This window comes from Ruegeria sp. HKCCA0235A (assembly GCF_013033235.1).
In the GTDB taxonomy this organism is placed as follows: Bacteria; Pseudomonadota; Alphaproteobacteria; order Rhodobacterales; family Rhodobacteraceae; genus Ruegeria.
On sequence record NZ_WQDQ01000002.1, the window covers coordinates 106,171 to 126,156 of the forward strand.

At 57.4% G+C, this 19,986-nt stretch carries 17 protein-coding genes; 9 read left to right on the forward strand and 8 right to left on the reverse strand.

The features are described from left to right. The first annotated feature begins 18 nt into the window (after positions 1-18). The 9 genes from GOW56_RS04555 to GOW56_RS04595 all read left to right on the forward strand — a co-directional run bounded on the left by GOW56_RS04555 (position 19) and on the right by GOW56_RS04595 (position 10,960). Complete coding sequence (locus GOW56_RS04555) at positions 19-768, forward strand: sugar phosphate isomerase/epimerase (RefSeq protein ID WP_217358792.1); 750 nt, start codon at positions 19-21, stop codon at positions 766-768. Continuing rightward, positions 768-1,814 (forward strand): LacI family DNA-binding transcriptional regulator, encoded by a 1,047-nt coding sequence (locus GOW56_RS04560; RefSeq protein ID WP_171205109.1) that lies wholly within the window; start codon positions 768-770, stop codon positions 1,812-1,814. Before GOW56_RS04555 ends, GOW56_RS04560 begins: the two co-directional genes overlap by 1 nt. Positions 1,815-1,836: 22 nt before the next feature. Then, a complete protein-coding gene (locus tag GOW56_RS04565; protein ID WP_171119251.1) occupies positions 1,837-2,586 on the forward strand; it encodes a basic amino acid ABC transporter substrate-binding protein in 750 nt (249 codons plus the stop codon). 64 nt (positions 2,587-2,650) lie between these two features. Beyond that, positions 2,651-4,297, forward strand: coding sequence for an amino acid ABC transporter permease (locus tag GOW56_RS04570; protein ID WP_171205110.1), 1,647 nt, complete (start codon positions 2,651-2,653; stop codon positions 4,295-4,297). Beyond that, a complete protein-coding gene (locus GOW56_RS04575) occupies positions 4,294-6,258 on the forward strand; it encodes a beta-galactosidase (RefSeq protein WP_171205111.1) in 1,965 nt (654 codons plus the stop codon). The genes GOW56_RS04570 and GOW56_RS04575 overlap by 4 nt, the downstream gene beginning before the upstream one ends. Before the next feature lie 147 nt (positions 6,259-6,405). Continuing rightward, positions 6,406-7,530, forward strand: coding sequence for an extracellular solute-binding protein (locus GOW56_RS04580; protein WP_152460253.1), 1,125 nt, complete (start codon positions 6,406-6,408; stop codon positions 7,528-7,530). 116 nt (positions 7,531-7,646) lie between these two features. After that, the gene (locus GOW56_RS04585; RefSeq protein WP_152460254.1) at positions 7,647-8,759 is read left to right on the forward strand and encodes an ABC transporter ATP-binding protein; all 1,113 of its coding nucleotides are present in this window, start codon (positions 7,647-7,649) and stop codon (positions 8,757-8,759) included. 12 nt (positions 8,760-8,771) lie between these two features. After that, a complete protein-coding gene (locus tag GOW56_RS04590) occupies positions 8,772-9,692 on the forward strand; it encodes an ABC transporter permease (RefSeq protein ID WP_171205112.1) in 921 nt (306 codons plus the stop codon). After that, positions 9,689-10,960, forward strand: coding sequence for an ABC transporter permease (locus GOW56_RS04595; protein WP_171205113.1), 1,272 nt, complete (start codon positions 9,689-9,691; stop codon positions 10,958-10,960). Before GOW56_RS04590 ends, GOW56_RS04595 begins: the two co-directional genes overlap by 4 nt. 40 nt (positions 10,961-11,000) lie before the next feature. On the opposite strand, the gene GOW56_RS04600 is transcribed toward GOW56_RS04595, so the two are convergent. Genes GOW56_RS04600 through GOW56_RS04635 form a run of 8 tightly spaced genes read right to left on the reverse strand, consistent with a single transcriptional unit; the run spans position 11,001 to position 19,985 of the window. After that, positions 11,001-12,917 (reverse strand): beta-galactosidase, encoded by a 1,917-nt coding sequence (locus tag GOW56_RS04600; RefSeq protein WP_171205114.1) that lies wholly within the window; start codon positions 12,915-12,917, stop codon positions 11,001-11,003. Beyond that, entirely contained in the window at positions 12,914-13,774 is an 861-nt protein-coding gene (locus GOW56_RS04605) for an SMP-30/gluconolactonase/LRE family protein (RefSeq protein WP_171205115.1), read from the reverse strand. The genes GOW56_RS04600 and GOW56_RS04605 overlap by 4 nt, the downstream gene beginning before the upstream one ends. Further along, positions 13,771-14,376: a 2-dehydro-3-deoxy-6-phosphogalactonate aldolase gene (locus GOW56_RS04610; protein WP_171205116.1), complete on the reverse strand. Its 606-nt coding sequence runs from the start codon at positions 14,374-14,376 to the stop codon at positions 13,771-13,773. The genes GOW56_RS04605 and GOW56_RS04610 overlap by 4 nt, the downstream gene beginning before the upstream one ends. Beyond that, positions 14,373-15,266, reverse strand: coding sequence for a 2-dehydro-3-deoxygalactonokinase (locus GOW56_RS04615; protein ID WP_171205117.1), 894 nt, complete (start codon positions 15,264-15,266; stop codon positions 14,373-14,375). Before GOW56_RS04615 ends, GOW56_RS04610 begins: the two co-directional genes overlap by 4 nt. Positions 15,267-15,270: 4 nt before the next feature. Then, positions 15,271-16,035 carry an SDR family NAD(P)-dependent oxidoreductase gene (locus tag GOW56_RS04620; protein WP_171205118.1) on the reverse strand — a complete coding sequence of 255 codons (765 nt, stop codon included), beginning with the start codon at positions 16,033-16,035 and terminating at the stop codon, positions 15,271-15,273. After that, a complete protein-coding gene (locus GOW56_RS04625) occupies positions 16,035-17,741 on the reverse strand; it encodes an IlvD/Edd family dehydratase (RefSeq protein WP_171205119.1) in 1,707 nt (568 codons plus the stop codon). The genes GOW56_RS04620 and GOW56_RS04625 overlap by 1 nt, the downstream gene beginning before the upstream one ends. 58 nt (positions 17,742-17,799) lie before the next feature. Further along, positions 17,800-19,140: an alpha-glucosidase/alpha-galactosidase gene (locus GOW56_RS04630; protein WP_171205120.1), complete on the reverse strand. Its 1,341-nt coding sequence runs from the start codon at positions 19,138-19,140 to the stop codon at positions 17,800-17,802. Next, the gene (locus GOW56_RS04635; RefSeq protein ID WP_171205121.1) at positions 19,137-19,985 is read right to left on the reverse strand and encodes a carbohydrate ABC transporter permease; all 849 of its coding nucleotides are present in this window, start codon (positions 19,983-19,985) and stop codon (positions 19,137-19,139) included. The genes GOW56_RS04630 and GOW56_RS04635 overlap by 4 nt, the downstream gene beginning before the upstream one ends. Between the last annotated feature and the right edge of the window lies 1 nt (position 19,986).

Sequence of the window (19,986 nt, forward strand, 5' to 3'; positions counted from 1 at the left end):
ACGTTTCAATGGTGAAAAATGCGGGTATCGGCGCAGCTTTACACGGTTCGGCAATGCGGTGACCTCACGGACCAACTGAAGTTGGTTTCCGCTTGCGGGTTTTCAGATATCGAAACCACCAGTCTGCATGACATGACACCGCAAGAGATGGCGCGCATCGTCCATCAATCAGGTCTTAACCTTCGTTCTGCACATTTCGATTGGGAGGAGTTCCACGAGCGTTTCGACGACATCGTTGAAGTACTGCACCTTTTGGAATGCCAGGTGGCGGTCATGCCTTGGCTGGCGCCACAGGCGCGGCCCGGCACTGTCGAGGGATGGAAGGCAGTGTCGGGCCAGTTGTCCGATTGGGCAAATCGACTAGGAGATCACGGCGTCAGCATGGCCTATCACAACCACGATTTTGATCTGTTCGGGGCGCCGGGAAAAACGCCTCTTGAACAGATTCTGGCGCAAGAAAACATCTATTGGCAACCTGATATCGGTTGGATCGTCGCGGCTGGTCAGGACGCGGCTGACCTGCTGGCGCGCCATGCGGATCGCATCCTGTCTGTTCATGCAAAGGACGTGGACCCGCAGGGCGGATCGGGCGACAGGCGCTGGCGCAATCTGGGTGAGGGTGTTGTCGATTGGGACGCCACGATACGAGCCCTTTCAACCACCAGGTGCACCGACCTTTTCGTCGAGCATGATGAAACCGCCGATCACAGGTGTACCTTGCAAACAGGCCGGTTGTTTTTGACTGAACGGCTTGGGGGCATCGGCTGATGGCGCGGGCAACGATCAAATCGATTGCCCGTATTACCGGCTATTCAGTCGGCACGGTTTCAAACGCACTGCGCGGCGCTTCTTCGGTAAAACGGGAAACGCGGGAGGAGATCCAAAAGGCGGCGTCCGAGCTTGGGTATCGGGTCAATCTGGATGGCCTGAAACTGCGCACCAATAAATCCTACAGGATTGCGGTATTGGTCAGCGTTTCGGGCAGTGCCGCTGAAGAGTGGGAGGGGGTGGAGTTTACCCGGATTCTGGCCGGAATATCCGACGCGGTTCAAGGGTCACGCTATGAGTTGAGCGTCTTCAGTGTACGAGATGTTGAAGCCGCATTGCAGACCCTACATTCCATCGTGCAGGAAGGGTTGGCAGACGGCGTGATCTTTTCCGGAACTCGCGTGAATGACCCGCGTATCGCCTATCTGCAAGATAAAGGTTTTCCGTTTGTCACATACGGGATGAGTGACAGTGCCCAACCACATCCTTACGTGGATCTCGACAGTCAGGCTGCTGCTTTTGATGCAACGGCTCGGCTGCTGGCATTGGGGCATAAGCGGATTGCGCTTATCAACCCGCCGGATGACCAGATCTATGCCCGTCAACGTCGCCAGGGGTATTCAGATGCTCTGACAGCAGGTAGCATGGAGTTTGACCCGGCCCTTGTTTATCCCGGCCCGACCACGGCGAAGACCGGGCAAAGGGCCTTTGCGGCGCTCATGCGAATGCACAACCGGCCAAGCGCCATCATTTGCGCGAACGAGGCGATGACCCTTGGCGCCTTGTCCGCTGCGGCCGACATGGGCGTTCAGGTCGGCAGGGATGTCGTTGTTATTTCAAACGACGATCTGAAGCTTAGCCAGTATTTCATACCCCCGCCCAGCACCTACTATTTGCCGATAGGCGAGACCAGCCGCATGCTGGGGGAATTCATGCTTAAAGCACTGGACGGCGTTGATCCGTCGGAAACGCAAAAAAAGATCAGGGCCACATTGATCGAGCGGCAACCTGACACCCCGGCGCCGGGCATGGCGCAGACCAACTGAGCCAACAGAGGAGAAACCGAACATGTTCAAAAACCTATTTGCCGTTGCAACGCTTGCAATGCTGACAGCGCCGGCGGCTTTTGCCGCCGATCTGGAAGGTCGCGTTCTCAAGATCGGAACGGATGCAACCTATCCCCCGATGGAAACCGTCGACGAAACAACCGGTGAAATCGTAGGCTTTGATGTCGATGTGATGAATGCAATCTGTGAAAAGATCAATTGCGTTCCGAATTTCGTAAACACCGCTTGGGACGGCATCTTTGCGGCGCTTCAACAGGGTGAGTTCGACCTGGTCATCTCGGGCGTATCGATCACGCCCGAACGTGAAGAAACTATGGACTTTTCCGAACCGTACATCGTTGTCAGCCAGGCCATTTTGCTGCAAGTCGACAACGCGGATATGACGCTTGAGGATTTCAAAGCGGGTGGCCAGAAACTGGCGGCACAAACAGCGACGACCAACGCCCAACTGGCGGAAGAGCTTGTAGGGCGCGAGAATGTCAGCCTCTACGACAACTTCTCGGCGGCTATTCTGGCGCTTCAAAACGCAGACGTGCAAGGGGTGATCATCGATGGCACCTCTGCCGCGGCCTACGAGCAGGAGTTTGCCGGAGAACTGACCGTGGGCATCACAGGCCTGCAATCGGATCCATTGGGAATCGTGTTTCAGGAAGGTGACCCGACGGTGGATGCAATCAATGCCGGTCTCGCCGCCATTCAGGAAGACGGCACGCTGGACGCGCTGAAGGCCAAATACTGGGGCACAAACTGATCCTTCAAGCCCTTCTGGGCCCGGGGGCTGAGGCTGCCGGGCCATGTTTCAGCGGAGAAGTTCCATGTCGCGTCTCAGCACGATCCGCCCGAGCAATCTTGTATTGCTCGCAGCCGCCCCTTTCATCATCTATCTGTTCGCCACATCCTCGAAATATCTGCGATCTCTGATTGCAATTCTGGGGATCGGCAACAATGCAGGGCCGATTTTCGTCGGCTTTCTGCTGATCGTCTCGGTTGCAATCCTTGGATATCTTTGCGCCCGGTATGCACGTTTTACCAATCATGCCCCCGGTTGGTTGCGCGCTTCGGCCCTTGCGGCGCTGCCCGCGTCAATTGCGCTTTTGGTCATAAGCTTTTTATCTCCACAGCTTTTGATGCCCTTCGCGGAATCCGTTTTCTTTCATGCGCTCAGCGAGAACACATCAACCCTGATCGACCGGTCCAGTCAGACGTGGGTGTTGTATCCCGAAGTCGTGACCCAGGTTCAAACAGGACTGCAAGTTCTTCTGGCCGCATACACAGCTGTTGTCGGCTTGAGCCTGCTTTCCACGGGGTTGCAACCCCCTTGGCGCAGGCGCGTTCTTTTGGGGCTGGAATGCCTTACAGGTGCGGTTTTGTTCTATCTGATGTTCATGGCCCACTGGCAGTTCGCGACGGGTGTTGCCATTACGTTTCGCGCAGCCATCTTCGCCTATATCTTCTCGGCCATTCTGGGCTTGATCTGGGTGGGGCTGCAATCGTTCAAACCACGGGCGCGCACCACGATTCTGTATGGTTCCATCAGCCTGTCATTGCTTGGGATATCAGCATTTTTCTTCATGCAGCCGCAGGTCAGTTACGTTCTGGTCGGAAGCACCGAAGGGCGCATCGCCATTGTGCGCGGCACGCCACAGGCGCAGGCTGACATCATCCGGTTTGGAGAGTTCGACGGTGCCGGCGAACAACAATACCGCATACGCAGCGCCACTGATGCAGCGGCCGCCCTGGAGCAGATTGAAACCGTAGACAGCGTTTCCGGAGCGTTTGTTCCCGTGGACGTTCATTCACAAGGCTATCCGGTTCTGTGGCAGACCAGTTTCTTGCCTGATAAATATCGAAATCCCGCACTGGCTTTTGCTGTATTCGGCTTTCTGCTGCTGACGCTGACCATTGGTGGCGCACAGCACAAGCTGCATCCCTTGGCGGTCGGGGCCGAATTTTTCGTGGACACGATACGCGGCATTCCGATGTTGGTGATCATTCTTTACATCGGCCTGCCCTTGGCGGGCGCGGTCAAGGATGCCACGGGGGGCGGCATTGATATGACCAACATGACACGCGGGATCATCGCGATTTCGGTCGGGTATTCGGCCTATATGGCCGAAATATTCCGCTCTGGGATCGAGGCCATCCCGAAAGGGCAGCTGGAAGCGGGCAGTTCGCTGGGCTTGTCGCGCTGGCAGACGGCGCGGCTGATCGTTCTGCCACAAGCCCTGAGGATCGTCACCCCGCCATTGGGCAACGAATTTATCGCGATGATCAAGGATACCTCGTTGCTGTCCATCCTGTCCGTCCGCGACATGACCCAAAGGATGCGAGAGTTTCAGGCAGCTAGCTTTCTGCCCTTTGCGCCGTTCAATACGGCAGCAATTCTGTATGTGGTACTCACCCTCTGTTGCGCAAGCTTCCTGAAATGGATCGAACGGCGCACGGCAAAGGACAACCGATGAGCAAACTGGAGCTTGGGGTTTGCTACTACCCCGAACAATGGGACCCGTCCCAGTGGCGCAGTGACGTCGCACGGATGGCCGGGATGGGTTTGGATTGGGTTCGGATCGCCGAGTTCACCTGGGGTCTGATTGAACCGGAACGCGGCCGGTTTCACTGGGACTGGTTGGATGACGTCATCGAGATTCTGGGGCGGGCCGGCCTGCGGGTCATGATGTCGACTCCAACGGCTGCGCCACCCAAATGGCTGATTGATGAGCACCCCGAAATTCTGCCGGTTGGCCCGGACGGTCGGGTCAGGGGTTATGGTTCCCGCAGACATTATTGTTTTTCCAGTGACGTGTACCTGGCCGAGGCGCAAAGGATCGCCACGGAATATGCCGCCAGGTATGGCCAGAACCCTCATGTCCATGCCTGGCAGATCGATAATGAGTACAATGACCACGACACCGTTCTCAGCTATTCCGATGCCGCACGGGCGGGATTTCGGCGCTGGCTGGCACAACGATACGGCACAATTAACGCACTGAACGAGGTCTGGGGGACCGTGTTCTGGGGGAGCCTCTATTCCGGCTTCGACCAGATTGAACTGCCCAATGGTTTGGTTGCTACACCCAACCCCACGCATGCCCTTGATTTCAGGCGCTATTCCTCGGACCGGGTGCGGTTGTTCAACAAGACACAGGTGGACGTGCTGCGCGAACATGCGCCGGGTCGAGATATCACGCACAACTTCATGGCCGGCAGTTTCGAATTCGATCACCACGCAGTGGCTGCCGATCTGGATATAGTCGGCTTCGACAGCTACCCGCTGGGTAATCTGATGGGCTCAACCCTGTCAGAGAAGGAAAAGCGCCGTTATCTGCGAACCGGCGCGCCAGATTATCAGGGATTTCATTGTGACCTGTATCGCGGTCAGGGGCGGGGGCGGGTATGGGTGTTGGAACAGCAGCCGGGGCCGGTGGACTGGGCGGCACAGAACCCTTCCCCAGCCGAAGGGATGGTTCGGCTTTGGACCTGGGCCGCATATGCACACGGCGCGCAAGCTGTGATGTTCTTTCGATGGCGACAGGCAAAGTTCGCGCAGGAACAATACCATACAGCCTTGCTGCGCTCGGATGACAGTCTGGATCAAGCCGCGCTCGAACTGGCTCAGATTGTGAAGGATCGCGAAAACCTGCCGTCAACGACGCGCGTTAAAGCCTCGGTGGCGATGATGCTGGATTACGCTTCGATCTGGGCGGCCGATATTCTGCCGCATGATGATGACTTCCCCAATTCCCATATCTTCCGCGAATGGTACACCGCCTTGCGCTGTCTGGGGGTGGACATTGATTTTGTGGGTCCCGAGGATGGTTTGGAAGGTTACGCCCTGATCGTGCTGCCGCAAAGCATGATAGTGACCCCGGATCTGGCCACAAGACTTGAGGTTTCGGGGGCAAAGCTTTTGATTGGTGCCCGATCCGGCAGCAAGACAACTCAAATGCAGACCCCTTCGAATCTGGCGCCGGGTGCGTTGGCGGATCTGACCGGCGTCCGTGTCGCCCGTGTCGAATCGCTGCCGGATATTGCAAGGGAATCTGTGCAGTTGCAGAACGGTCAGCTTTTTGACTTTGCTGGTTGGCGCGAAATCGTCGAGACCGAGGCAAATGTCCTGGCGCGCTTCAAAAGTGCCTATTGCGACGCCAGCCCAGCGGTCGTCCGGTCGGATCGTGCGACATATCTGGCCATGGTCCCCAGCGGTGCGCTCTTGCACGCGATCATGCGCGATGTCTTGGAATGGGTAGGGCTGAAGCCTCTGGACTGCGATCCAGACCTACGCGTAACCCGACTCGGTACGTTGCATTTTGCTTTCAATTTTGGTGACATGTCCAAACCCTTGCCCGGTGGTGGATCACGACGAATTTTGATCGGCTCGGATCCGGTTGGCGCGCGCGATCTTACCGTATGGCAGGTAAACTAACGCTCTGAAATTCAACCGAAACGTGTCAAGAACAAAAACTGGACATAAGAATTCCGTAAACTGTCACTTTTGGACTGACGAACGGGCACAGAAAGTCCTATGAATAAAAATACAAAAACAAACTCATCCAACAATGGGAGATCACCTATGGCTAAACATTCTTCATTTTCGAGACGCTCTGTGTTGAAAGGCGCAGGTGCCGCGGCACTTGCGGCACCCCTTTACAGCAAGAGCGCTCTGGCTTCGTCGGGCGAAATCAACATTCTGATGTGGTCGGACTACCTGCCGCCCAGCTTCATCGAAGAGTTTGAGACGCTTACTGGAATCAAGGTGAACTATACCGGTATCGGCTCGAACGAAGAGATCATCAACAAGATGAAGGCCACCAAGGGCCAGGGTTTTGATATCGTTTCACCGACCAACAACCGGTCGTTGCAGTGGGAACCGCTGGAGCTGCTCCAGCCCTTCGACATGAACAAGGTTCCGATCGATCTGGTGAACCCTGCCATGGCCAAGATTGGTACTGATGCGTGGAACTTTGGCGATTCAGGTGCGCACTGGCTGCCGCATATCTGGGGTACAGAAGGAATCGCTTACCGTACTGACCTGTGGCTACCGGATGGTGATGCGCCGTCCTATGGCGACGTGTGGTCGGAAGCGAACGCCGGGAAAACCATGGGCCGCGCGCATTCCATGATGCTGGGCGCCGGCCTTTATATGGAACGCGCTGGCGAGATGGAGCCGGGTTCGGTCTGGGCGGCATATGGTGATGAAGACACTATGCGTAAGGTTTGGGGCCAGATCACCGATTGGTGCGTTGCACGCAAGGACCGCATCAAACTGATCTGGAACGACGCCGACACACAGAAGAACGGTCTTCTGAACGAAGGCGTTATTGTTGGCCAAACCTGGGACGGCCCACCCCTTGCACTGAAATCCGCAGGCGAGCCGGTGCACTATCAGGCGCCTGTCGAAGGTGCGATGGCTTGGGTGGATGGTATGTCCATGCCGACTGGTGCCGCAAATATCGATCAGGTTTACGCTTTCATCGACTTTGCCTATCAGGCCAAGCCGGCCGGTGTTGCCATTGACAGCCACGGCTACAACTCGCCGGTATTGGGCGCCGACCAGTATTCCGGCGACACCTACAAGAAGAACTTTGCCGAGGCCTATCCGGGCGACTCGCTGGCCAATCTCAATCCGTGGCCGGCAGAAGCGCCGTGGTATGCTGAAACCCGGACCGAGTTCGTCAACAAGTTCAAGAGCGCTTAAGCGTTCCGAACCTTCGCCCTCCGCATCCTGCGGGGGGCACCCATCTGCGCGCCGTCCCGGCGTGGCGGACACTAATACTGTGTGGTGACAACACGCACCTCAGGGAGAAACCAAAAATGAGTGCAGGGGTCGGAGTCGATCTGGAAAACCTGTGGATCCGTTTCGGCGACTTTGTCGCCGTGCGCGATGCAAACGTCAACATCAACGGGGGCGATTTCTTTTCTTTCCTCGGGCCATCGGGCTGCGGAAAAACAACCATTCTGAGGGCAGTGTCCGGCTTTCTTGAACCAAGCGAAGGCAACGTCCTCATTGGTGGCAACAATATGCGTGGCATCGGGCCCAACAAGCGTCCGACGGCGCTGATCTTTCAGAACCTCGCATTGTTCCCGCTGATGAAGGTCTGGGAAAACATCACGTTTTCCATGGAAATCAAAGGGGCCAGTGCTGCCGAACGCCGCAGGCGCGCCGATGAGCTTCTGGACATGATTGCGTTACCGGGGCAGGGGGACAAGCTGCCAAGCGAATTGTCAGGCGGTCAACGTCAGCGTGTTGCGATTGCCCGGGCACTCTGCGCCGAACCGGACGTGCTGTTGCTGGACGAGCCCCTTTCGGCACTTGACCTGAAACTGCGCCAGCACATGCGGACCGAGTTGCGTGAAATTCAGCAGCGCGTGGGCATTACCTTCATCTACATCACGCACGACCAGGGCGAAGCGCTGACCATGTCGGACAATATCGCCGTCATGCGTGCCGGTGTGATTGATCAAATCGCCGACGGGAAGACGATTTACAACGATCCCAACACGGCTTTCGCGGCTTCATTCGTCGGCGAAAACAATGTGTTCCGCGGTAAAATCAAGCAAGTGATGGGCAAGGAAGCTTTGATCGCGACCAACCGTTCGGGTGATCTGGTGGCAAGGATTTCGACGGCCAATCAGGGCAAGATGAAAGAAGGTGATGATGCGATGATGTTCATCCGTCCCGAGGCCTTTGCAATTGCCCCCGATGGCGCAACGGGCGATCACTTCGTCACCGCCCGGGTCAATCATGAAGAGTTCGAGGGCAACGTCTTTAACATCTTCACAGAAGGTGAAGGTGGAAAAGAAATCAAGGTCTCGATCCCCAACCATGGGCAATCTTTCGAGGACCACACCGGACAGAACATCACGCTGGAATACGAGACGCACAACGCGGTCATCGTTCCTGCCGGTGAACTGGCAGCGGAATAGGGGGACGATCTCATGCCCCGATTTCTGAAAGAATTCTTCAATCGCAACGGCACCGGTATGGGCTTGGCGATCCTGGGTCTGGTTCTGTTCTGGACCATCGGCCTTATCATCCTGCCGCAGCTGTCGATGCTGGATTTCTCGTTCCGTCCAAACCTCCCGCCTCCAGAGATTGGCGGGCCGAAGGACGTCTATACGCTGGAGAACTACAAGTACCTGATATACGGCCCTGAAGGCGGCAGTCAGGATTACAACACGGTTGACCTGCGGGTGTTCTTCCGCACCCTCGTGGCGGCCGTTTGCGTCACGATTTTCAACCTGATCATCTGCTATCCGATCGCCTACTATCTGGGGCAGTCCGAAGGCAGCCACATCCGCATCTTCGCGATCATGCTGATCATCCCTTACTGGATCAACGAAATCCTGCGCGCCTTTGCGTTGCGCATTATCTTCGGTGAAACAGGTGTTCTGAACACGTTGTTCGTGGGGCTGGGGATCTGGGATGTGCCGTTCGACTTCATTCGGAACGATATCGCTCTCTATGCCGGGCTGGGCTATGCCTATATTCTGCTGATGATCTTCCCAATGTATAACGTCATAGAAAGTTTGGATAAAAATCAGATCGAAGCCGCGCGCGACCTTGGTGCGCCGTGGTGGCGGATACATTGGCGTGTGGTCATTCCTTATGCCAAGCCAGGGATCAGTTCGGGCTGTACGATGGTGTTCATGCTGTCTGCGGGCGCGCTGGCGGCACCGCAGATCCTGGGCGGGCCTTCGTCGCTGTGGTTCACACAGCTGATCTATCAGCAGTTCAACGATAACAACGACTGGCCGCAAGGGGCTGCTTACGCGATCGTCCTGCTGGTGACCTGTATCCTGTTCGTGCTGGCCATGATGCGCCTGTTCAAAGTGAACATGGGGGATATCGGGAAATGAACAATTCCTTTCTCCGCATAAGCATCTGGGTCTATCTGGCGATCTTCTTCCTTTATCTGCTGGGACCGCTTGTGATCATGTCGATCACCGCGTTCAACTCGTCCGGCTTCCCACGGATGAGCCCGTGGGAATGTCTGACCTTCCAGTGGTTTGGCGAGCTGTTTCAGGATCAGCGCATCCTGAACGGTATCAAGAACTCACTGATCATCGGGATCGGCACGGTCATCCTGTCAGTGGCCATGGGTCTGGCGGGTGCACTGATGCTGACCCAGATCTGGCCAAAACTTCGGGCGACTTACTATACGATCATTATCGCTCCGATCCTGATCCCGGGTGTTGTTCTGGGTATCTCGACGCTGGTGTTCTGGGATCGTATCAACCGGATGCTGGGACTGGGGGCGGACAGCTTCCTGTCAAATGGCATTTTTCTGACGGTGATCGGCCAATCAACCTTTATCGCCAGCTACTGCATGCTGGTGTTGGTGGCACGCTTGCAGCGATACGACGTGGCCTTGACCGAGGCTGCGCTGGACCTTGGTGCCAGCCACGCACAGGCCTTCCGCAAGATCCTGTTGCCGTTCATGCGCCCGGCGATTGCATCGGCAGCGGTGTTGGCGTTCCTCGCATCGTTCGAAAACTACAACACCACCACCTTTACCTTCGGTGAATACCCGACGTTGACGATCGAACTGGCCCAAAAGGTCCGTTATGGCATCACACCCGCGATCTCGGCGCTGGCCTTCATCATCGTGGCGCTGACAGTGTTCTTCGCTCTGCTGAACGAAGCCAAGCTGAAACGTCAGGAACTGGTGGCAGCGGCGCGCAAGAACGCGACGGTTGAAGAGCTGGCCGGCAAGATCAAACTGCCCAGCTTCTTTTCCGGCAACATGGCAGCGGTTCTGTTGGTTGTATTTGCCGTCGCAACGATCACAGTTGTCGGCACTGCGGCCACCTACAATCCGGCGCAGTGTATCGCCGATGTCCGCGAGCAGAAGAAGCTGGAAGCGGAACAGCGTATTCAGGAGTTGCGCAAACAGCGTGAAGAACGCCTCAAGCAACGCGAAGCTGAAGAAGCGGAACAGGGCGGTGCGCAATCCACCCCGAAACCGTCGAACAACAGCGGCTTTGGCAATGTTTTTGCACCGAACTCTTTAGGGGGTGACGAAAACGAAGGCGCAGATGGTGGGTCTGACTCCGAAAGCGCTCCGTCCAACAACAGTGGTTTCGGCGGGGTGTTTGACCCCAATAGCCTGCAAAGCGACGAATAGCAGCGCAGCTTCGTAACCTCGGCACCCGCCCGGACTGACCTCAGGTCAGTTCGGGCGGATTGCGTTTCAGGATTTTGACGTCACAACCTTCGACGGTGAGCCCGTTCCAATTCACCGGCCCTGCGTTGTAGTTGATCAGGAAGTCATGATTGGCCGTCTCGCGCAGTCGCAGGCCTTGCGGCATCCTGCGCAATGTCAATTCGGCTTCTTCCGCCGCCATGGCTATCACGCGGTCCCAAAGGTCTGCATCGGGAAAGCCTGCCAAGTACCATATTCCGTCCCCTGCCTTGAGAGCAGGTGTTCCGTCTTCGAAACTCAGCAGGTCTTTGGCCGTTCCTGACAATCGGTCGATCCAATGCCGCGCCGCGCCGCCACCCTTGACCGTGCGTTCAACCGTGGGCGGCAGAGTTTCGACCAGATCGACATCGCAATCGATCCTGCTCAGACCGGGTCTGCCCTTTTCAGGAATTTGAAAATCGCGGGTGATCGCGCCGCTGCGCGGTCCCAGAATGGCAAGATCGCATCTTTCTGCCAGGCGTTGTTCCAAATCAGGATCCATTGTGGCCAAACCGGGGGCAAAGATCACCGAGTAATCGGCAGGAATGTCCTTTGCCGAAACAAAGTCTACCGACAAACCGGCCCGTCGCAGCGCGCGATAAGCCGAAAAAACCAATCGGAAATAGTCAAATCCCGCGCCTTGTGGTTGTGTGGTCCACGCCCAGTCCGAGGCGTAATCAAACAGAATGGCCACTTTGGCCTGTATCTGTTGCACCGCACCCAACGAGTTCAGGTCATCTGCGGTCTGACGGGCTTCTGCCAGTGCAGCAGCAGGGTGATTGTTCGACGTCAGCAAGCCGGCATGCATTTGCTCTTGCGCAAACGGGGCTTGCCGCCATCGGAAATAACTCACCACCTCGGCGCCATGAGCAACCGCCTCCAATGACCAAAGCCGCACCATTCCGGGCAGCGGCGCCGGATTATACGGTGCCCAATTCACCGGGCCGGGTTGTTGTTCCATCACCCACCAACGGCCACGCCCGACCGCCCGGTAGAGATCATGATGAAACGCCTGCATGTCCGGATCGCCCTGTTGCAAAAAGGCGGTCTTGTGCGCGTCGTCGGCTTCCAGCCGGTCCGACAGAAAACCGATCGGATAACTGTCCCAGGTAGCGATATCCAGATCCGCGCCAACTTTGAAATGGTCGAAGTCCAGAATACGGCCCATGTAATTGTGCAAGAGCGGCGCATCAGTCAACGGCCGCAGCGTATCCACCTGTGCTTTGTTGAAAGCCGCGACCTGATCCGAACTGAAACGCCGGAATGCCAGTACATGAGCCGGGTTCGGCTCGGTCACGGTTTGATTGGGCAGGTCGATTTCGTTGAAGTCGCGATATTCCATCGACCAGAATACATTGCCCCACGCCTGGTTCAGCGTTTCAATTGTTCCGTACCGTTCGGCCAGCCAATGGCGAAACGCCTGTTGGGCAGCAGCGCTGTAGCTGAGAGTGGTGTCGTGACACCCATATTCATTGTCAATCTGCCACGCGACCACATGCGGGTTCTTACCGTACCGTTCACCCAATATCCGGGCGATGCGGGTAGATTCGTCGATATAGCCTTGATGGCTAAAGCAGTAATGCCGCCGGGATCCGAACTTGCGCGGGTTGCCATTTTCATCGGCAGCCAGCATGTCCGGGTGTTTGTCCAACATCCAGCGCGGCGGCGTTGCGGTTGGCGTGCCCAGCACGACCTTCAATCCGGCTGCTCCGAGTGTCTCAATCGCGCGATCCAGCCATTCGAATTGCAATACGCCGGATTGCGGCTCGATGCGGCTCCACGCGAACTCGCCAATGCGCACGCATGTCAGGCCTGTTTCGACCATTTGCGCGGCATCGTCGGCCCACATCGCCTCTGGCCAATGTTCAGGATAATAACAAACGCCCAGTTCCGGCTTCATAAGATGACCTTGTGTTCTGCCTGACCCTGACCTGCATTTCGCGCGGCAAAGGTCATGCCGTTGGTCGGTTGGCTGTCTATTGTTTCTGCGCTCAATCCCTGACGGGCCGTTGTGCAGAAAAGCATATTCAGTTCATCGCCCCCGAAAGCGGGACATGACGTATGGGATGCGTCAAATGCAACGGCCTTCAGAAACATGCCGTCGGCCGTGTATGCCGCAATCCGGCTGGCACCCCATTGTGCAATCCAGATATTCCCCTGGGCATCGATGACTGCACCATCCGGATTCAGACCTTCTTTGCGCAAATCCAGAAAAACTGCGCTGTCGCCTTCCGGCCACCCGGTTTCGGCGTTCAGACGCCAGTGCCTGACTTGTTTCGTTGCGGTGTCGCAGAAATAGGCCACCGAACGATCGGGGGCAAAACAGATCGCGTTTGAGATTGTTACATCTGGAACCAATCGCCTCAACTCGCCTCTCCAGAAGCGATAGATTGATCCGGCGCCGGGTTCCGCTTGCTTGCCCATTGTGCCGATCCAAAACCCACCCCAAGGATCAGCGCGGCCATCGTTTGAACGGGTGACGGGGTTGTCGGCTTCCAGAGGCGTGATCAAGTTCCGCTTTCCGGATTGCAAATCAAAACGCCACAGCCCCGTTTCCGACGCCATTAGAAGCGTGTCGTGATCCACCCAGCCAGCGGCCGAGACATGTTCATCGAAGCTCCAGCTTTTTGGCGCGTCCCGCTCGCGGGTCATCATGCGCTTGCCGATGATATCGAACCAGAAAAGCTGACGCCTTTCAGGATGCCACAACGGGCCTTCGCCCAACTCGCAGGGGCGGTCGTCAAAGATGGTGCTCATCCGGCGGCCTCGTCATAGGCCGTAACGATATGCCGGGCGCGCTCGGCGATTTCGGCGACATCCATTCCGGGTTTGAAAAGTGCAGAGCCTATCCCAAAGCCATCTGCGCCCGCTTTGATCCATTGCCCGAAATTGTCGGGTCCGGCACCGCCAACAGCAAAAACAAGCGCGCCTATGGGCAAAACTGGTCGTAAGGCGGCCAAACCCGCCGGACCAGCCATCACCCCGGGGAACAGCTTCAAACCGGTGGCACCGGCCTTGAGGGCCGCAAAAGCTTCGGTTGGGGTGTAAACCCCCGGCCAGCTTTGCAGGCCCAACGCGACGGAACGCTTGATGACCTCGGCGTCATAGTTGGGCGATACGATCAACTTGCCTCCGGCGACCGACACAGCGTCCACCTGATCGACTGTCAAAACAGTGCCCGCGCCGATCAGGGCCTGGTTTCCAAACGCATCAACCAAAGTGCCGATACTGTCGAGCGGATCCGGAGAATTGAGCGGCACTTCGATCCGGTCGATGCCGGCATCGATAATGGCGCGGCCAACGGCTTTGGCTTCGTGCGGTCGCAAGCCACGCAATATGGCGATGATGGGACGGCTCATGCGGTTTGCCTTGTCATGTTTCGGGCCAGCGCAAGTCCGGCCAGAGTTGCCTCGGTGGCGTTTGCGGTTTCCACGAACGCGCCTTGCCGTTGCAGGGCTGTTGCATATGTCTGCGACACGCCTTCCGCCCCGATAATGGCCAGTTGCTGCCCCAGCCAATAAGGCCGCGTCGCGGCCAGTTCGGCACCGATCAACATTCCGGAAAGGCGCGCACGCGCGGTGGCTTTGGCCTGACCTTGCAGCAAGTCCGCCGCTCGCAAGTTAAAGAGACGCGCAGCCAATTGTTCGGGCTTTGACAACGTATCCGCAACCGCCTCGGCGAAGGCGTCTTCGTCCCAGCCCGGGCCTACAGAGTGCCGCAGCACGGACTGACCACATAGCAGGTCGAACAACTCACCCGTCATGAAGGTACGAAAGCTTACAACCTCGCCAGCGCTTACCTGAACCCATTTCGTGTGGGTTCCGGGCAGGCAGATGACGCCATCCCAATTCTGGCGCGTGCCCAGAAATCCGGCAATCTGGGTTTCCTCACCCCGCATCACATCCGGTAGGGTTGTCTGTTTCAGACCAGGTATGACAAAGGCCCGAATGCGCGGGTCTGATCCGGGTACGCGGATCGGGACATCCGGCAAGGGTTCCGACGGCACGGTCGAATAAGGGGCTTCCACCCAGCCCTGTCGTGCGCCGACCATTCCGCAAGCGACCACATCTACCGGCGCGCCGGGCAACCAGTTTTCGATCAAATCCAGCAGGGCGGCTTGAAACCCGTCAGGCCCGACATGCGCCATGCCCTTGTCGGATTGCGCATGGTCCAGCGCAGTCGAACCCTGCATGGCCCAGGCCCGTAAATGAGATGTTCCCCAGTCGACGGCGATCCATTCAGTATTCATAACATCACCCCGAAACCACAACGCCGCCATCAACAGCTATACATTGCCCGGTCATCGCATGACTGGCCCTGGACGCCAGAAAAAGTGTTGGTGCTATCATATCCTCGGGCTTCAGGTGCTCTTTCAGACATTGCCGGTCCAAATGGGCCGCCAGATCCTCGGGCGTGGCCCATTTATCCAACTGTTTTTGCGTCAGAACCCAGCCGGGGGCCAGAGCGTTTACCCGGATTTTCCTAGGCCCTAGTTCTCGTGCCAATGACCGTGTCATCCCCGTGATCCCGGCATTCGAGGTCGTATAGATCGGATAGCCAGCATTGCCCATCATGTAACTGATCGAGCTGAAATTGATGATCGACCCGCCATCTTTCATTTGCCGGGCGGCTTCCTGACACGCGAAATAATAGGCTTTCAGGTTCACCTCGATCATCCAGTCCCAGAATTCCGTCGTGGATTCCTCAAGCGTATGACGTTGGTCGTTGGCCGCATTGTTTACCAAAACGTTCAAAGGGCCATGAGCCTCGGCAGCTTTGACCATCGTCGTGTGCAGCAGTTCGGTATCCGTCATGTCGCCTTGCAGGAACAGCGGCGCGCGGCCGTGCTTGTCGCGCATCTCTTCGACAAACCCGCTGGCATCCGACCGACCAATGAAGGCCACATTGGCCCCCTGTGCCATGAATCCATCTGTCAGCGCCGCACCAACGCCCGAGCCGCCGCCGGTGATATAGACAGAGGCCCCGTTGAGATCGTGGAATGTAGCTGGTTGGGTCATCAGTGGCTCTCTCTGGTCACGAGGCGGGTGTCTTTGCCAACAAGGAAATCCAGATCCGCCCCCTGATCCGCTTGCAGCACATGGTCGACGTAAAGTTTTGCATATCCGCGTGTGTAGTGCGGATCATCCGATTGCCACGCGGCGCGGCGGGCGTTCAGTTCGTTTTCGTCGACAAGCAGTTCCAGTTCGCCACTGCTGGCTGAAACACGGATGCGGTCTCCGGTTTTGACCAGCGCCAGCGTGCCACCCGCCTGTGCTTCGGGGCTGACATGCAAAATGACGGTGCCATAAGCTGTTCCCGACATGCGGGCATCCGAGATCCGGATCATGTCTCGTACACCCTCTTTCACCAATTTCGCCGGAATTGGCATGTTGCCGACCTCGGGCATGCCCGGATACCCTTTGGGGCCACACCCTTTGAGCACTAGGATGCTCTTGGTCGTGACCGGCAGGTCTTCACGGTCGATATTGGCCTTTAGGTCTTCGATGTTGTCGAACACGAAAGCCTCGCCCTCGGTTTCAAGAAGCGCGTCAGTGGCCGCCGAAGGCTTGACGATTGCCCCATTCGGCGCAAGGTTGCCGCGCAGAACACGCAGGCCGGCAGCGGGCTTTACAGGATCATCGAAGGGACGGATGACGTCGGTATCGAAACACTCGGCTCCTTCGAAGTGAGCCGAGATATCCTTGTTCAGAACCGTCTTTGCCGGGCGCAGGAACGATTTGAGTTCATTCAGTACCACCGGCATGCCGCCTGCGTAGCAGAAGTCTTCCATCAGGTATTTGCCCGACGGCATGCAGTTGACCAGCAGTGGTATTTCGGATCCGATTTCAAAGTCCTTCAAGGTCAGGTCAACCCCAACACGTCCCGCCAGCGCCAGCAGGTGAACCACCGCATTGGTCGAGCCTCCTAAGGCCGCGTTGGCGAGGATGGCGTTCTCAAACGCCTCTTTGGTCAGGATGTCCGAGGGCTTGAGGTCTTCGTCGACCATCTCGACGATGCGCCGGCCTGTCATGTGCGCCAGCGCCATGCGGCGGGCGTCGACCGCCGGAAGCGCGGCATTGGTGGGCAGGCTCATGCCCATCGCCTCGACCAGCGACGCCATGGTGGACGCGGTGCCCATGGTCATGCAGACGCCAGCGCTGCGCGACATGCCGGATTCGGCGTTCATGAAATCCTGCAAGGTCATTTCGCCAGCCCGAACCGCTTCGGAAAATTTCCAGACATCGGTGCCGGACCCGATATCCTGCCCGCGGTATTTACCGTTCAGCATCGGGCCTGAACTGACGACGATCGAAGGCAGATCGACTGACGCCGCCCCCATCAACTGCCCCGGCGTGGTCTTGTCGCAGCCGCCCAACAGAACGACCCCGTCAATACCATAGGCGCGGATCGAGTCCTCGACATCCATGGCCAGCAGGTTGCGGAACAGCATCGCAGTGGGTTTCATCTGGGTTTCGCCCAGCGACATGACGGGGAATTCTACCGGAACGCCGCCCGCCTCCCACACGCCGCGTTTTACGCCCTCGGCCAGATCGCGCAGGCCCGAGTTGCAGGGGGTCAGTTCCGACCAGGTGTTGCAGATGCCAATTATGGGTCGTCCATCAAAACCGTGGTCGGGAAAGCCCTGGTTTTTCATCCACGACCGGTGGATGAAGCCATCCTTGTCGAGTTTTCCATACCAATGTTGTGAGCGGCGTTTTGTCATTTCTGGCTTTGTTTTTCTTGGCGGAAGTTGGATCTGAGTATTTGTGAAAAGATGAAGATCAGGCGGCGCGGGCCGGGCGGCACCAGTCGGGCAGCCAATCGTTGTGGGCCGTCAGCAGATCCGTGACAAGGTTGCGGATCTGGCGCAGGTCCAGTTCGGCGGCGGTGTGCGGATCCATCATCGCGGCGTGATAGATGTATTCGGGGTTCTGTTCTGTCAGGGCCCGAACAGTCAGTTCCTGTACGTTGATCTGGGTGCGCATCAGGGCAATCAACTGCGGCGGGATGTCGGTCACGACAGAAGGCTGTACGCCGTTGCTGTCCACCAGGCAGGGGGTTTCGACCGCCGCGCCCATGGGCAGTTGCGGGATCTGGCCGGTGTTGGGCAGGTTGCCATAGGCCATGTAGGGCGTGTTCGTAACGATCGCGTTCATCAGGTCGGCCGCGAATTCGTGGCTGCGCGTGACATCGATATTGCGCCCGTCGGTCAGGGTCTTGGCCTGTTCCTTCCACATCTCGACCTGCTCGACGCAGCGGGTGGGGTATTCGTCCAGCGGGATGGAGAATTCCTCGATCAGGTCCTGTCGCCCGTCCTTGATGAACCACGGCACGTATTCGGCCAGGTGTTCCGAGCTTTCTGTGCAGAAATAGCCCAGGTGATCCATCACCTCGTACCGCACCTTGTTGGGGCAGCGCGGCATCAGCAGCGGTGCCTTCGGGAATTTCCCCGTCTGATAGCCCTGGCGCAGTGCCGGATACAGGTCGCGGCCTTGATGTTCCAGTTTCAGAAAGAATGCGACGTGATTGACGCCCGCGACTTTGTAGCGGAACTCATCTTTTGGCAGATCCAGATCGTGGGCCAGTTCCTCGACTGTATTTTGAACCGAGTGACAAAGACCCACATGTTTCAGGGTCGGGAAGCGTTCGGCCAGTGCCCAGGTGTTGATGGCCATCGGATTTACGTATTGTAGCAATGTCGCGTTCGGACAGAGTTGCATCATGTCCCCTGCGACATCCCAAAGCACCGGAACCGTGCGCAGGCCTCGCATGATCCCTCCGACGCCCAGCGTATCAGCGATGGTTTGACGCAAGCCATACTGCTTGGGGATCTCGAAATCGGTAATCGTGCAGGGCTTGTATCCCCCCACCTGAAACGCGGTGATGACGAAATCGGCCCCGTCCAGCGCCGCGCGGCGGTCGGTATGGGTCGAGACTGTCGCCCCGGCCCCGACCGAGCGGATCATGGAGCGCGCAACTGCTTCGCTTTCCGCAAGGCGCTGGGGGTCGATATCCATAAGCGCAAAGTGACTGTCGGCCAGTGCAGGGGTTAACAGAGCATCCCCAACGATGTTCTGCATGAAAATTGTGGACCCGGCACCGATAAAGGTAATTTTGGTCATTTCACAGCTCCGAGGGTCAAACCCGCAATGAAGTGTTTCTGCATCAGGAAGAACATGGCCACCGGTGGCAGAGCCGCCACGATGGAGCCCGCGCTCATCAATTGGTAAGCGGCGCGGAATTGCGCGTTGAAACTGGTGATTCCGGCAGTTACAGGCTGGCTTTCCGCGCCTTGCGTCAGGACGACGGCCCAGAAATAGTCGTTCCAGATGAATGTGAAGATCAGCACGCTGAGCGCGGCGATCGCGGGCTTCATCAGCGGCAGGACCACGTACCAGAAGATGCGCCATTCGCTGATACCCTCGACCCGTGCGGCCTCGATCAGTTCAAAGGGCAGGGCGCGGATGAAGTTGCGCATGAACAGGGTGCAGAACCCGGTCTGAAATGCGATGTGGAACAGGACCAGCCCGGTCTTGGTGTTGTAGAGCCCAAGTTGCAGGGTCAGGTCGCGAACCGGCACCATCAGGATCTGGAAGGGCACGAAGTTCCCGGCCACGAACATGAAAAATATCCAGAGGTTCGACTTGAACTTGTAGATGCCAAGCGCGAAACCGGTCATGCAACTGAGCGCCACCGCTCCGATCACGGTAGGGACGGTGATCATGAATGAATTCAGCAGGTATCGGGGCATGTCCGAATTGAAGAACACCTGCCCATAGTTGAACGCGCCCTCAAAGCTGGACGGCATTCCCCAGTAATTCGCGTTGGTGAAGTCACCAGCGGGTTTTACCGAGAAAAGAGCAACCGCCAGCAGGGGACCCAGCCACAACAGAAGGGCTAAGGGAAGCATGGCTTGATACGTGATCTGCGCCGCGCGGGGTTGTTTTTCGATGGGTTTGGGAAACATC

What these genes read in the sequence shown, in the direction of transcription:
- GOW56_RS04595 (WP_171205113.1), top strand. Translation starts at nt 9,689, where the DNA reads ATGAACAATTCCTTTCTCCGCATAAGCATCTGGGTCTATCTGGCGATC.
- GOW56_RS04620 (WP_171205118.1), bottom strand. Translation starts at nt 16,035, where the DNA reads ATGACCCAACCAGCTACATTCCACGATCTCAACGGGGCCTCTGTCTAT.
- GOW56_RS04630 (WP_171205120.1), bottom strand. Translation starts at nt 19,140, where the DNA reads ATGACCAAAATTACCTTTATCGGTGCCGGGTCCACAATTTTCATGCAG.
- GOW56_RS04615 (WP_171205117.1), bottom strand. Translation starts at nt 15,266, where the DNA reads ATGAATACTGAATGGATCGCCGTCGACTGGGGAACATCTCATTTACGG.
- GOW56_RS04635 (WP_171205121.1), bottom strand. Translation starts at nt 19,985, where the DNA reads ATGTTTCCCAAACCCATCGAAAAACAACCCCGCGCGGCGCAGATCACG.
- GOW56_RS04565 (WP_171119251.1), top strand. Translation starts at nt 1,837, where the DNA reads ATGTTCAAAAACCTATTTGCCGTTGCAACGCTTGCAATGCTGACAGCG.
- GOW56_RS04560 (WP_171205109.1), top strand. Translation starts at nt 768, where the DNA reads ATGGCGCGGGCAACGATCAAATCGATTGCCCGTATTACCGGCTATTCA.
- GOW56_RS04570 (WP_171205110.1), top strand. Translation starts at nt 2,651, where the DNA reads ATGTCGCGTCTCAGCACGATCCGCCCGAGCAATCTTGTATTGCTCGCA.
- GOW56_RS04610 (WP_171205116.1), bottom strand. Translation starts at nt 14,376, where the DNA reads ATGAGCCGTCCCATCATCGCCATATTGCGTGGCTTGCGACCGCACGAA.
- GOW56_RS04575 (WP_171205111.1), top strand. Translation starts at nt 4,294, where the DNA reads ATGAGCAAACTGGAGCTTGGGGTTTGCTACTACCCCGAACAATGGGAC.
- GOW56_RS04590 (WP_171205112.1), top strand. Translation starts at nt 8,772, where the DNA reads ATGCCCCGATTTCTGAAAGAATTCTTCAATCGCAACGGCACCGGTATG.
- GOW56_RS04600 (WP_171205114.1), bottom strand. Translation starts at nt 12,917, where the DNA reads ATGAAGCCGGAACTGGGCGTTTGTTATTATCCTGAACATTGGCCAGAG.
- GOW56_RS04580 (WP_152460253.1), top strand. Translation starts at nt 6,406, where the DNA reads ATGGCTAAACATTCTTCATTTTCGAGACGCTCTGTGTTGAAAGGCGCA.
- GOW56_RS04605 (WP_171205115.1), bottom strand. Translation starts at nt 13,774, where the DNA reads ATGAGCACCATCTTTGACGACCGCCCCTGCGAGTTGGGCGAAGGCCCG.
- GOW56_RS04555 (WP_217358792.1), top strand. Translation starts at nt 19, where the DNA reads ATGCGGGTATCGGCGCAGCTTTACACGGTTCGGCAATGCGGTGACCTC.
- GOW56_RS04625 (WP_171205119.1), bottom strand. Translation starts at nt 17,741, where the DNA reads ATGACAAAACGCCGCTCACAACATTGGTATGGAAAACTCGACAAGGAT.
- GOW56_RS04585 (WP_152460254.1), top strand. Translation starts at nt 7,647, where the DNA reads ATGAGTGCAGGGGTCGGAGTCGATCTGGAAAACCTGTGGATCCGTTTC.